This window comes from Virgibacillus profundi, assembly GCF_002287375.1.
GTDB lineage: Bacteria > Bacillota > Bacilli > Bacillales > Amphibacillaceae > Virgibacillus_K > Virgibacillus_K profundi.
Map to the genome: position 1 here is coordinate 40,427 of NZ_NPOA01000009.1, position 11,952 is coordinate 52,378.

Sequence of the window (11,952 nt, forward strand, 5' to 3'; positions counted from 1 at the left end):
GGAGTGAAATAATGGCACTTGAAGAAAAAGAGAGAATTATAATCCCGGATGAGAATGGGGAAGAACATTTATTTGAGGTTTTATTTACTTTTGATGTAGATGAAACAAGTCAATCTTATATTGCAGTTGTCCCTGTTGAGCAGGCTGAGGATGAAGAAGTTGAGGTATATGCCTTTCGTTATGAAGTCAAAGACGATGATGACAATGACCTGTCTCTTTTCCCGATCGATTCGGATGAGGAATGGGAATTGGTTGAAGAAATGCTTCATACATTAGCAGATGAAGAAAATGAAGAGTAATTCCATGTTTTAGATTAAAAGCTGATGTCAATCTTAGACATCAGCTTTTCTTATTGCTCTTATCGTAAATTTTATAGCACTTTAAACTTCGCAGTAGGTGTAAAGTGCGTCGTAAATTAAAATTAAATTTCCATGATAAGTGCTATTGCTGCCGTCCGGGATCGCTCCGGGCGGATGCTTTCCGCGGGCACGGCTTCAGTCTCCTCGAGAAAACCACTCTGCGGGGTCTTCAGACACGTGCTGGGACTGCGATTACTCGTCCCACCGAAAACTTTTGTTCCCGCAGGAGTCACCGCCCTTCGCTCACCCAAACTAGTGAGGTGGTTCGATGTTTTGAATGTTGATTACTAATGCAGTTCATCGGCAGTAACCAGAATTTCAGCGGAGGAAACACATGTAGACTCCAGCGGGAGGAAAGGCCTCGGTGAGACCCCACAGTGCGTAGCACGAGGAGGCTCACCAGCCGCCCGCGGAAAGCGAAATGTGTTTCCGGAGCGCTGTACTAGCACTCATCTTTTAAAGGGTGGAAGGAAGTCACATCAAAGATTACGTCGTCTTTTATATCTTTTATGACAAAAACGGCATTTTTATCAGTAGGAAGAGTAACTGTGGTCCCAATCTTTGAGAAAACAGCCTGCGGATTAAACAATTAATTGTTAGAATGGAATATATTGTAGAATTTTAGTATAATATACCGGGTGAGAGGGGGATATGAAATGTCCAAGAAAAATAAAAAGAAAAGCAAATTTAAGGACAATCTCATTACTCGGAGTGAAGAGGCAAGAACTGTACGTAAAATAGTTTTAATCATAATCATTTCACTCATTCTTATTCTGGTAGTAGGCGGTGTTTCTGGTTTTATATATGTTAAGTCCGCATTGGAACCAGTTGATCCCGAGAGTGAAGAGAATATAGAGTTGGAAATTCCCATTGGGTCATCTACTTCCAGTATAGCAACAATATTGGAGGAAAATGGCATTATTAAAGATAGTCGTATTTTTCGTTTTTACATAAAATTTAAAAATGAATCTGACTTTCAGGCTGGCGAATATACATTTTCACCAGCAATGACGATTGATGAAATTATTGAATCACTGAAGAGTGGAAAAATCCTGGCAGAGCCAACATATACGATTACTATTCCTGAAGGTAAGACAATTGAGGAAATGGCGAAAATTTATGCCGGAAAGCTACACTTCAGTGAAGAAGAGTTCCTGGAAAAAGTAAATGATGAAAGTTATGTTCAGCAGTTAATTGAAAGTTATCCAACAATTTTATCCGATGCGATTCTTGATCCGGAAATTAAATATCCACTTGAAGGATATTTATTTGCAGCAACCTATAGTTTTTATGAAAATGAGCCTACTATTGAAACAGTTGTAGAAAAAATGCTTACTAAATCTCAGAACGTGATATATCCTTTAGTTAATGAGATAGCAGCTAAGGATCTTACAGTACACGAGGCAGTTACATTTGCGTCACTTGTTGAAAAAGAATCAGGTTCAGTTGATCAGCGCAAGGAAATTGCGGGCGTGTTTTATAATCGAATGGAAGAGCCTATGAAATTACAAACAGATCCAACCGTTTTATATGCACTGGGCGGTCATAAGGAAAAGACGTTATTGGAGGATTTGGAGGTAGAATCTCCGTACAATACGTACCATGTGGATGGACTGCCAATCGGCCCAATTGCTAATTTTGCTCAAACATCATTGGAAGCGGTAATAAATCCGGAGGAAACAGAAAATATATATTTTCTTCATGATAGTGAAGGAAACATACATTATGCAGAAACATATGAAGTGCATCTACAAAATAAAGAAAAATATATTGACTAATAATTAATGGAAGTGTGGAAGCTATTTCACATTTCCCATTTTTATAATTCTAAAATGAGGTTTTTTAATGGATGAACAACTAACGAATTATTTAAAGCATTCATTACCCCCTCAAAAGGATTGGGTAATGGAGTTAGAGAAGCAAGCCAAGAAAGATCATGTTCCAATAATGGATGCAGTAAGCATGAATTTCATCATACAATTAGTAAAATTAAAAAAACCAAAAAAAATATTAGAAATAGGAACTGCAATAGGTTATTCTGCACTACGGATGCTGGAGGCTTATCCGGATGCAAACCTCATTACAATCGAAAAGGACGAACAACGATACCACGAGGCAATAGAAAATATAAATAAACAAAACAAAGAAGGAAATATAACAGTTATTTTCGGTGATGCATTAGAAAAAATAAGTGATTTGGTAAGTGACAATGAAACCTTTGATTTAATTTTTATTGATGCCGCAAAAGGACAATATAAACGCTTTTTTGAGCTGGTGAGTCCTTTGCTGAATAATAATGGCTTAATTCTCTCAGATAACGTATTATTTAGAGGTCACGTTGCTGCACCGGACAATGCACACCCCAGGCATAAGAAAATGGTTGAGAAAATCCAAAAATACAATGAATGGCTTATAAAACATTCGGATTTCACAACTTCCATCGTTCCGATCGGTGATGGGGTTGCCATTAGTCTTAAGCAGAGTTGAAAGGAGTACTCATTTTGATGAAAGATAAACCAGTTGTTATAGGTGTAGCGGGTGGAAGTGGGAGTGGAAAAACATCCGTAACCCGTTCGATATGTCAGCGTTTTTCAGATAAAACGATTCTTGTTATTGAACAGGATTATTATTACAAAGATCAAAGTCACCTGCCCATTGAGGAAAGATTGAATACGAATTATGATCATCCCCTAGCATTTGATAATGATTTATTAATCGAACACCTCCATCAGTTAATGGATCATAAATCAATTGAAAAACCTGTCTATGATTATAAAATTCATAACCGTTCAGATAAAGTAATTCCAGTTGAACCAAAGGAAGTAATTATTGTTGAGGGTATATTAATATTGGAAGACCCAAGACTGGTTGATTTAATGGATATAAAAGTATTTGTTGATACAGATGCAGATTTACGAATTATTCGCCGTTTGCTTAGAGATATAAAAGAGCGGGGAAGAACGCTGGATTCGGTAATTGATCAATATATAAGCAATGTCAGACCATCCCATCTGCAATTCATTGAACCGACAAAACGATATGCAGATATTATTATCCCAGAAGGTGGCCAAAATCATGTAGCAATTGATATTATGGCTACAAAGATCGAAACAATATTGTCGAAGAACCGGGAGAAATTAATCTAAAAAAGTATTGAAAAATTAAATAAAGTCTGCCATAGTAATGTTTAGTATAATTTTTTAATATATATTTATACGGGCATAGGAAAGCAATTGCTCATTTCATATATGTGAAGATAAAAAAGGAGTGTTTTTTATAATGGCAATAGAGAAAAGTTATTACATGACACAAGAGGGGAAAAAGAAATTAGATGAGGAACTTCAATATTTAAAAACGGAAAGACGACAGGAAGTTGTTGAACGCATAAAAGTCGCTCGTGATTTTGGAGACCTATCTGAGAACTCGGAGTATGATGCAGCAAAAGACGAGCAGGCATTTGTGGAAACACGAATTGTCCAGGTTGAAAAAATGATTCGCAACGCAGTCATCATTGAAAATGATAACGATAATCCTGATATTGTTTCCATGGGTAAAACTGTAACGTTCAAAGAATTACCTGATGGAGAAGAAGAAACCTATATCATTGTTGGAAGTGCTGAAGCAGATCCGTTTGAAGGAAAAATATCCAATGATTCACCAATGGCTAAAAGTCTAATAGGACATGAAATTGGTACTGAAGTTGCTGTTGTAACACCAGGTGGAGATATTCAGGTGAAAATAGTGAAGGTTGATTAATATATTAAAACGGTTTGTCCATTGACAAACCGTTTTTTTACGTTAATCATTCATCTCAAATATTTGCTCATTTCTTTCAGAAAGGTGAAAGAACTCGTTTTCTATATGATGAAGTTTCCAGGATGATTCTGATTCATCATACAATACGGTTAGGCCTTTACTTGCCTGGTACTGTTTTTTATCAAGATCTCTTCCAAGCCAGCTTAAATTCCCATATGCATGCCCTTCTGGCTCATATAGGAAATAATGAGCCCTTAAAGTAATCGTGTATCCTTTTAGCTCTTCATTGTACTCAGGATAGGTTATTTTGGAATTGTCATATTCTGCCCTTACCAATTTTCCTTCGTAGGGAGGACCCCAATCACTAGTGTCCTCCAGATGGTCTGCTAATATTTTCTTCATATTATCCGTAACACCATCTTGATAGAGAGAAACGTCTTTTTTGGTTAATGCTTCATGATAGGAACTCACTGTACCATTTAATTGCTGCATCAGTTCTAATTGTTCATCTTTTGAGAGTACCTGGATACTATCAAATTGAATTGCCCCAGAAGAAATTGTTGCCTCTTCACTTTTTACAACTCCCCATGGAAACTCCTTTTGTATATGTACAGATGTGGATGAATCGGCAGGGAATATCCCGATAGATTGTTCACCTTCATTAATGGTTATGTCTGTTTCCTCATCATTTATGAATAATTTGTATTCATTATATAAAGAAGTTAGAGATACATCAGTTACCGGAAGCTTAAGGGAATGTCTCTTTGTATCTTCTGCCATATCGAACAGACTTACTTCATCCTCCATTTCAGTACTGGTATATTGATTTTCAAAAGCCGCTTTTAGCCTATGTGTACCAGGCATAAATGGGCCGAATGATTCTTCAAAGGTTTCATTGGAAGAAGTAGCGACTTTTTCATCATTAATATATAAATCTATCTCCTTATTATCAGTTGCAAGCATGATATTTGCTGGAATAATATCTAATGTATATTTATCAAATAATAACCATTGCTTTCCATCTTCAGTTAAATTAATGGTTCCAAACATTGCAACTGAATTACTTTCGGTATGATTATTTTTTAATAACTCAGCTTGTTCATTTAATTTATTAATGATGTTTTTAAACTTTTCTGGATTATTTATAAAAAACTTCATTAGAATGGCGGTATTGTCTTTCGTAATTTTAAATGCTTCATCCGAAGTACTTATTAAATCTTGCAGGCTATTCACATCTTCATTCGTAACGGATTCCTCCAGATCCTGAATAATATTGTCCGGTGTAAATTTTTCTTTTCCCACAAAATAGAAAATACTAAGAGCAACTATAGGAATCATTATAAAGACAAATAATAATAGGTGCTTTCTTCTATTCCTCCCTTTCTTTTGTTCTGATAGTTTGGATCCACATTCAGGACAAAATTGATTTTTGTCATTTATTTCGTGTCCGCAATTTCTACATGTCATCGAATCTACCTCTCTATTTTCAAATTCTTTTCTATCGTAACATAGGAACAAAAAATAAATACCCAACTAAAGACTTGCTTATATTTGGGTATTTATGATCCATCTGTAACATGGAGCGAAACTTTATTCCAGGGTAAATAGTAAGGATGGAGATCAAAAAGTCTTTACATGGATACCTTTTTTATTTATTTATGCTGCGTTTTACATATTACGTTTTCATTACAAACACGTAAAATCCCGTTTACTTTTAAAGCTTTTAGGAATAAACACCTATGTACATAGGGTGAGTTAAAATCCTGTTTTTTCCAGATGTGTAATTTTATCATTTTCAATAAATTATTAAAATATATACGTTTTTAAGTGATTATCATCAAACGACAGTATTTATTATCTAAACACGAACTAAAATATAAAAAAACAATTAAATATATGTGAATAGGGAATTTTATCCTTTTATCAACAATATTTATCTTGACTTCAAGATAAAATTCCATACAAGTCTAGGTAAAATTAACTGTTTTTCGATTTACCTCTTATCATTATGTGACAAATTTAGTAATATTTACTGAGGATAAAATTGAAAGTACTTAAAGAAGGTGACAATGATGAATAAGGTTAAAATCGTCCTATTTACATTGGATGATACATATGCAGAATATTTTTCAAATTATATGAGAAATCCAGAAAATGGGATAAAATTTTCAACTAAAATATATACGGATGAAAATGCTTTTAGAAAAAATACAAGAAATCAAAAGCAGCATATTTTGTTAACGGATCTGGAAATAGACACGGAAGAGACAAAAAACTTCGATAAAGTAATTAACCTCACTGGAGATCAAATAAATCAGACAGAAAAAGAACTGGTAATTTTCAAATATCAACCACTTAAAGAATTATTATCACAGGTATTGGCAGCTTACTATGAAGCAAACGGGAAATTAGCAGCAATGGTAAATGGAAAACAAAAGGAAACCGTGATTAGTTTTTATAGTGGGAGCGCCGGTTCAGGCAAAACTTTATTTTCCCTGTGTCTGGCAAAGCACTTAGCAATGCAGGAAAAAAATGTTTTCTATCTAAATCTTGAACAATTACATACGACCTATTTGTTTTTTAAAGAAGAGAAGGAATCTTCTGTTGAGGTATTTTATTACTTGAAAAATAATGTGGAAAGACTTATTTCGAAAATAGAATTATTAAAATCACGCGATTCATTGACAAATATAGAATACTTTTCCTTACCGGTACTTCCCGAGGAAATGGAAATAATAACATCGGAGCAAATAAATATATTAATTCAAGCTTTAAAAGAAACCCAAAACTATGACTACATCATCATAGATTTAGATTCATCCATCCATGAAAGAAATATTGCGGCAATGGAAAACAGTGATGAAGTATTCTGGGTATTAAATTCAGATGAAGCCAGCTTAGCTAAATCACAATATATTCTGGATAATGATGTGCTTGATATAAATATGGATAAGACAAAGATTCATTATGTATTAAATAAAGTGGGTTCCAGTGTTTTTGAAGGCTTTAACTCCTATAACTTCAGTATCGAGACACATGTTCCATTTAATGCCCATTGGCTTGAAATCAGTGAGCAGACAAAGGTGCTGGAAGATACTTTAATAGGAGAACAGCTTTCTAAACTTTTTGAAAAAAATCCTGATATCTTTTCGGAGGTGGCTGCCGTTGAAAGCTAACAATGTAGCTCGTTCAAAAACAGCTGTAGAAGATCAACAGCCAAAGATTAAAAGTGAAGATGAGATTACTAAATTACTAATTGAAAAACTGCGGGAAACATTGGACTTTATGCATTCTACTACCAATGAAGAATTACTCGAGCTTGTTGAGGAAACAGTCATTGAATATGCAAAGGAAAACAAGCTTACTTCTTCGATGATAAAGCAAATTGTTGACCGAATGTATCATGCGTTCAGAGGACTGGGGGTTCTTCAGCCAATCCTTGACGATCCAACAATAACTGAGATTATGATCAATAATCATGAAGAAATATTTATTGAGCGGGATGGTCAGGTAAGTAATGCAAATGTGAAATTTGAAAATCGACAAAAGCTTGAGGATACGATTCAAACAATCGTTTCGAAGGTAAATCGTGTTGTCAATGAATCTAGTCCGATTGTAGATGCCAGACTGGAAGATGGATCACGTGTGAATGTTGTGCTTCCACCTATTGCTCTTAAAGGACCAGCAATGACCATTCGTAAATTTCCGGAAAGACCATTAACAATTGATGATCTAATTAAATTTGGAGCAGTTAGTGAAGATGTGGCCTATTACCTAAAACAGTTGGTTGAGGCGAAATATAATATCTTCATTGGGGGAGGGACCGGATCCGGTAAAACAACTTTTCTTAACGTTTTATCTAATTTCATTCCGGAGGACGAACGTTTAATTTCTATTGAAGATTCAGCGGAACTTCAAATTCAAAGAACTCCTAACCTTGTTAGTTTGGAAACTAGAAATGCAAATACGGAGGGGAAAGGTGAAGTTAGCATTCGGGATTTGATCAAAGCATCATTACGTATGAGACCGAACCGTATTATCGTTGGGGAGGTTCGTGGTGCAGAAGCACTAGATATGCTGCAGGCCATGAACACTGGACATGACGGCTCCCTATCGACAGGTCATGCTAACTCCATAAATGATATGCTAAGCCGTCTGGAGACAATGGTGTTAAGTGGAGCCGAATTACCGATAGATGTTATTCGTAAGCAAATTAGCTCTGCAATTGACATAATGGTCCATTTAACAAGGTTCCGTGATCATTCTAGAAGAGTTGTGGAGATCTCAGAAGTTAGAGGGATGGAAAATGGGGAGATAGTAACTGCGCCACTTTATGTTTTTGAAGAGGAGGGTCAAGATTATCGAGGAAAAATAATTGGAAAGCTTAAAAAGACGGAGAATGTACTCCAATCAACTAACAAACTGAAGATGTCTGGTAAGTTTGAGGTGTTAGAAAGGTTTGTTACCCAGTAACGTGAAAGTTGGTTGAATATGAATACTGAACAAATTATTGGCTCTATTGTAATTGCTATATTAATTGCTATTATCGTGATTCGACGTGTTATTAAATCGAAAAAATCTAAGCAACTAGAAAGTAAAGAAGTTGAATTAAGACAAAGGAATATTCAGGCGATCAGAAAAAGAACCATTGGCGGAGAATCATTAATCGACTATGCCACATATGAAATGAGTCTTAGCGAAAAGGTGAAATATTCGCTTTTGGCTGCAATAATAATTTTTGGAGTCGCTCATCTCTTTTATGATAGTTTTATTATTGCATTTATCGTGTCATGTTTTGGTATTATCTATCCTAAATTTAAAAAGAAAGATTTAAGGGATAAGCGGAAAGATGAATTAACACTACAATTTAAAGAAGCTATTTCATCTTTGGCCTCATCTTTGGCAGCCGGTCAATCGATAGAAAATGCATTTCGTGAGGTTTTGAAAGATTTAAGACTGCTGTATCCTGATGATCAGACATATATCATTAAAGAATTTAAGTTGATTAATCGAAGAATTGAAAATGGAGAAATTATTGAACGAGCTATCGATGATTTTGCCAAACGTTCCGATATCGATGATGTAAGGAATTTTTCCGATGTTTTTATTACTTGTAAACGTACAGGGGGCGACCTTGTAGAAGTTATTAAGCGCACAGCTGACATTATTACCGATAAGATTGAAATCCAACAGGATATTAAGGTCTTAGTTTCTCAAAAAAAATTCGAATCTAAGATCATGGCAGTTGCTCCACTTGGAATTACTTTTTTTCTAAAAATGTCATCACCGGAATTTGTTGCTCCACTTTTTGAGTTTGGAACAGCTGGTCCGGTAGTTATGACGATTGTATTAATCTGTGTTGGCAGCAGTCTGTTAATCAGTCAAAAAATAATGGATATCGAGGTTTAACGGTTCTTACTAAGAAGGAAGGGAGCAAATTTATGGTATTGAAACTTGTTATAGCAATAATGTTACTTGTTGTCATGCTTATTACAATAAAAAATAAAAAAGTATATGAACAATTTATTGCTACATACAAAAATGATATTACTTTGCCCGTAATTGCGCCGTTCGCTTTTACCATTATAGATAAATTAAATTTATACAAACGTATGCCAAAATTAATGAATTCGATTCACCAGAAAATGATTATTCTAAGAGGGAGCAGGCTATCGGGTGATTATACAAAAATATATGCAGCAAAAATTATTACGATCATGTTTCTATTTATTTTCTTCACGCTAGCTGCTGTTGAAGCAAGTGATGAAGGCTATAGTAATCTATTATATGGATTTTTGTTACTTGTAATAATCACATTCTTTCTCGTAAAAGATTTAGATAAGAAAGTAAAACAACGTAAGGACTCTATTATTATTGAACTCCCTGAATTTGTTAATAAAATCATTCTTTTAGTAAATGCAGGTGAAACGGTTCAAGGAGCAATTAAAAAAAGTGTGGAACAAAACAAACATAATATCTATGAATCACCGTTGTATTTTGAATTAAATGAAGCTGTTAATAAGATGTCTGCAAATACATCATTTCAGGAAGTCATGAAAGACCTGAACTATCGTTGTGGAATTCAGGAAGTTTCCATATTCACAACAACAGTAATGATGAATTACCGTAAAGGGGGAACGCTGCTAGTTCAGTCATTGAAGGAACTATCCGTATCTTTATGGGACAAACGAAAAACTGTAACCCGAATAAAAGGAGAGGAAGCATCATCAAAACTGGTATTTCCAATCATCTTTATATTCGCAGCAGTTCTTCTGATTGTTATATATCCAGCAATAGCAATATTTTAATATTAAAAAAAGGGAGAGATTTATAATGAATCAATTAACAACATTTTTTAAAAAGTTTTGGAATGATGAGGAAGGTCTTGAGACAATTGAAATGCTATTAATTTTATCTGTTTTAATTGTTGTCGCTATTATGTTTAAAGGAAAAATTGAAGAGTGGGTAAAAGCATTATTTAAAGATATTGATGAACAAATATTGTAATGATTATTGAAAAAGGGAGAAATTTATATGAAACCCTTTATGAAAGGTGAGCGGGGAAGCTTTACGATAGAATCCACACTCGTATTCCCTGCATTGTTATTATTCACTCTTGCAGGTGTCTTCTTTTGCATCGTGATTTTTCAAATGGGTACAGCAAATTACGTGGCACAGAAAGCATCATCACAGGTTGCCTATACTTGGAATAATTCCTATAAAGACCTGACTACAGGGGAATTTGGAGAAACAAGATATACCGGAGTGGACGGTGACCCATTATATTGGAGAATTACCGATGATGGTGTTCTGGAGATGTTCGGGATTGAGGGGTTATTTCAAACAAGAGCGAATCTTAAACAAAATAAATTGCGCACAGGCGCGACATCTTACAGTGGTGCCATAGATGTTGAGCTGGAATATAAAAATTATATTGTGTATAGCGAGGTTCAAGCAACTGCAACAACGAATCTTTTTATGCCATCATTTCTTAAGAGTATTCTTGGAAGGGATCAATTGGATGCAACATCTACTCGTGTGGTTTCAGATACACCAGAGTTAATACGTACATTTAATTTTTCCAAATATATATGGATGGAATCCGGTTTGGGAAATGTAGTTGGTGGTATAAAAGATTCAATCAATAAGTTTTTTGGAGGAGGCTAAGGAATATATGAATAAAAAAATTGTAATTTCCATGTTATTACTAATAATAACCTGCTTATTTGTTACAGCTTGTTCCGAAGATGAATCAGTAGAACAAAAAGAACCGTCCAATACGGAGAATAGTGATACTGAAACCTCTGAAGACAAGAGTACAACTATGGAAACAGAAGAGGATACAAATACTGAAGAAGAAGATAGTAGCGATGAATTTATTGAAAACCAGTCTGGTCTTAAAATTGGTGAAACTGGAACAATAGTAAATGCAGATGATGAGAGCAGGTATGAGGTCACATTAAATGAAGTGCGATATGAAGAAATAGAAAATGTAAAGTTATTTGGAGAAGTATTTGCAGTTGTAGATGTAACAATAAAAAACATTGATGATAAAACAATTAATTCAGAAGATATATTTTATCCAAGTATTGGTGAGCTGGATACCAATGAATATACAGGTCCTGTTGGTTTTGAATTCGTTCAGGATATCCCGGGAATTGATGTAATAGAAGGCGAGATAGAACCGGGGGAATCAGTAACAGTGAACTATGTGTTTGATATTAATAAGGCTGATAATTATCATTTTGCATTCGGTACTACTTGGGACAATATTATTACTAGAGCTGAGTGGGAGTTAAGTGAAGATGAAGTAAAATAAATTCTATTAATCTTGAAA

General features: G+C 34.7%; 14 protein-coding genes. 13 read left to right on the forward strand and 1 reads right to left on the reverse strand.

Features of this window, described 5'->3' with window-relative positions; translation table 11 throughout:
- The first annotated feature begins 11 nt into the window (after nucleotides 1–11).
- The 6 genes from CIL05_RS13355 (at nucleotide 12) to greA (ending at nucleotide 4,115) form a co-directional block, all read left to right on the forward strand.
- Complete coding sequence (locus CIL05_RS13355) at nucleotides 12–299, forward strand: DUF1292 domain-containing protein (protein ID WP_095656049.1); 288 nt, start codon at nucleotides 12–14, stop codon at nucleotides 297–299.
- A gap of 375 nt (nucleotides 300–674) precedes the next feature.
- The gene (locus CIL05_RS22865; protein ID WP_338066945.1) at nucleotides 675–872 is read left to right on the forward strand and encodes a hypothetical protein; all 198 of its coding nucleotides are present in this window, start codon (nucleotides 675–677) and stop codon (nucleotides 870–872) included.
- A 143-nt stretch (nucleotides 873–1,015) separates the two neighbouring features.
- Complete coding sequence (gene mltG / locus CIL05_RS13360) at nucleotides 1,016–2,137, forward strand: endolytic transglycosylase MltG (RefSeq protein ID WP_095656050.1); 1,122 nt, start codon at nucleotides 1,016–1,018, stop codon at nucleotides 2,135–2,137.
- A 67-nt stretch (nucleotides 2,138–2,204) separates the two neighbouring features.
- On the forward strand, nucleotides 2,205–2,846 hold the full coding sequence (locus CIL05_RS13365; RefSeq protein ID WP_095656051.1) for an O-methyltransferase: 642 nt from the start codon (nucleotides 2,205–2,207) through the stop codon (nucleotides 2,844–2,846).
- Between the two features lie 17 nt (nucleotides 2,847–2,863).
- Nucleotides 2,864–3,505: a uridine kinase gene (gene udk, locus CIL05_RS13370; protein WP_206207784.1), complete on the forward strand. Its 642-nt coding sequence runs from the start codon at nucleotides 2,864–2,866 to the stop codon at nucleotides 3,503–3,505.
- Nucleotides 3,506–3,638: 133 nt separating this feature from the next.
- Nucleotides 3,639–4,115 carry a transcription elongation factor GreA gene (gene greA / locus CIL05_RS13375; RefSeq protein ID WP_095656053.1) on the forward strand — a complete coding sequence of 159 codons (477 nt, stop codon included), beginning with the start codon at nucleotides 3,639–3,641 and terminating at the stop codon, nucleotides 4,113–4,115.
- A gap of 42 nt (nucleotides 4,116–4,157) precedes the next feature.
- On the opposite strand, the gene CIL05_RS13380 is transcribed toward greA, so the two are convergent.
- Nucleotides 4,158–5,582 carry a zinc ribbon domain-containing protein gene (locus CIL05_RS13380; protein WP_095656054.1) on the reverse strand — a complete coding sequence of 475 codons (1,425 nt, stop codon included), beginning with the start codon at nucleotides 5,580–5,582 and terminating at the stop codon, nucleotides 4,158–4,160.
- A 605-nt stretch (nucleotides 5,583–6,187) separates the two neighbouring features.
- On the opposite strand from CIL05_RS13380, the gene CIL05_RS13385 reads away from it, so the two are divergent.
- The 7 genes from CIL05_RS13385 to CIL05_RS13415 all read left to right on the forward strand — a co-directional run bounded on the left by CIL05_RS13385 (nucleotide 6,188) and on the right by CIL05_RS13415 (nucleotide 11,934).
- Nucleotides 6,188–7,291 (forward strand): AAA family ATPase, encoded by a 1,104-nt coding sequence (locus CIL05_RS13385; RefSeq protein WP_165769127.1) that lies wholly within the window; start codon nucleotides 6,188–6,190, stop codon nucleotides 7,289–7,291.
- A 109-nt stretch (nucleotides 7,292–7,400) separates the two neighbouring features.
- Complete coding sequence (locus tag CIL05_RS13390) at nucleotides 7,401–8,588, forward strand: TadA family conjugal transfer-associated ATPase (protein ID WP_095656212.1); 1,188 nt, start codon at nucleotides 7,401–7,403, stop codon at nucleotides 8,586–8,588.
- Between the two features lie 18 nt (nucleotides 8,589–8,606).
- The gene (locus CIL05_RS13395) at nucleotides 8,607–9,524 is read left to right on the forward strand and encodes a type II secretion system F family protein (RefSeq protein WP_095656056.1); all 918 of its coding nucleotides are present in this window, start codon (nucleotides 8,607–8,609) and stop codon (nucleotides 9,522–9,524) included.
- 32 nt (nucleotides 9,525–9,556) lie between these two features.
- Nucleotides 9,557–10,423 (forward strand): type II secretion system F family protein, encoded by an 867-nt coding sequence (locus CIL05_RS13400; protein WP_095656057.1) that lies wholly within the window; start codon nucleotides 9,557–9,559, stop codon nucleotides 10,421–10,423.
- 25 nt (nucleotides 10,424–10,448) lie between these two features.
- On the forward strand, nucleotides 10,449–10,622 hold the full coding sequence (locus CIL05_RS13405) for a Flp1 family type IVb pilin (protein ID WP_095656058.1): 174 nt from the start codon (nucleotides 10,449–10,451) through the stop codon (nucleotides 10,620–10,622).
- A 27-nt stretch (nucleotides 10,623–10,649) separates the two neighbouring features.
- Nucleotides 10,650–11,282: a TadE family protein gene (locus CIL05_RS13410; protein ID WP_095656059.1), complete on the forward strand. Its 633-nt coding sequence runs from the start codon at nucleotides 10,650–10,652 to the stop codon at nucleotides 11,280–11,282.
- 7 nt (nucleotides 11,283–11,289) lie between these two features.
- A complete protein-coding gene (locus CIL05_RS13415; protein WP_095656060.1) occupies nucleotides 11,290–11,934 on the forward strand; it encodes a DUF4352 domain-containing protein in 645 nt (214 codons plus the stop codon).
- Nucleotides 11,935–11,952 lie beyond the last annotated feature (18 nt).

Bases quoted from the DNA above. Each gene is read 5' to 3' on its own strand.
- CIL05_RS13355 (WP_095656049.1), top strand. From the start codon at position 12: ATGGCACTTGAAGAAAAAGAGAGAATTATAATCCCGGATGAGAATGGG.
- mltG (WP_095656050.1), top strand. From the start codon at position 1,016: ATGTCCAAGAAAAATAAAAAGAAAAGCAAATTTAAGGACAATCTCATT.
- CIL05_RS13365 (WP_095656051.1), top strand. From the start codon at position 2,205: ATGGATGAACAACTAACGAATTATTTAAAGCATTCATTACCCCCTCAA.
- udk (WP_206207784.1), top strand. From the start codon at position 2,864: ATGAAAGATAAACCAGTTGTTATAGGTGTAGCGGGTGGAAGTGGGAGT.
- greA (WP_095656053.1), top strand. From the start codon at position 3,639: ATGGCAATAGAGAAAAGTTATTACATGACACAAGAGGGGAAAAAGAAA.
- CIL05_RS13380 (WP_095656054.1), bottom strand. From the start codon at position 5,582: ATGACATGTAGAAATTGCGGACACGAAATAAATGACAAAAATCAATTT.
- CIL05_RS13385 (WP_165769127.1), top strand. From the start codon at position 6,188: ATGAATAAGGTTAAAATCGTCCTATTTACATTGGATGATACATATGCA.
- CIL05_RS13390 (WP_095656212.1), top strand. From the start codon at position 7,401: ATGCATTCTACTACCAATGAAGAATTACTCGAGCTTGTTGAGGAAACA.
- CIL05_RS13395 (WP_095656056.1), top strand. From the start codon at position 8,607: ATGAATACTGAACAAATTATTGGCTCTATTGTAATTGCTATATTAATT.
- CIL05_RS13400 (WP_095656057.1), top strand. From the start codon at position 9,557: ATGGTATTGAAACTTGTTATAGCAATAATGTTACTTGTTGTCATGCTT.
- CIL05_RS13405 (WP_095656058.1), top strand. From the start codon at position 10,449: ATGAATCAATTAACAACATTTTTTAAAAAGTTTTGGAATGATGAGGAA.
- CIL05_RS13410 (WP_095656059.1), top strand. From the start codon at position 10,650: ATGAAACCCTTTATGAAAGGTGAGCGGGGAAGCTTTACGATAGAATCC.
- CIL05_RS13415 (WP_095656060.1), top strand. From the start codon at position 11,290: ATGAATAAAAAAATTGTAATTTCCATGTTATTACTAATAATAACCTGC.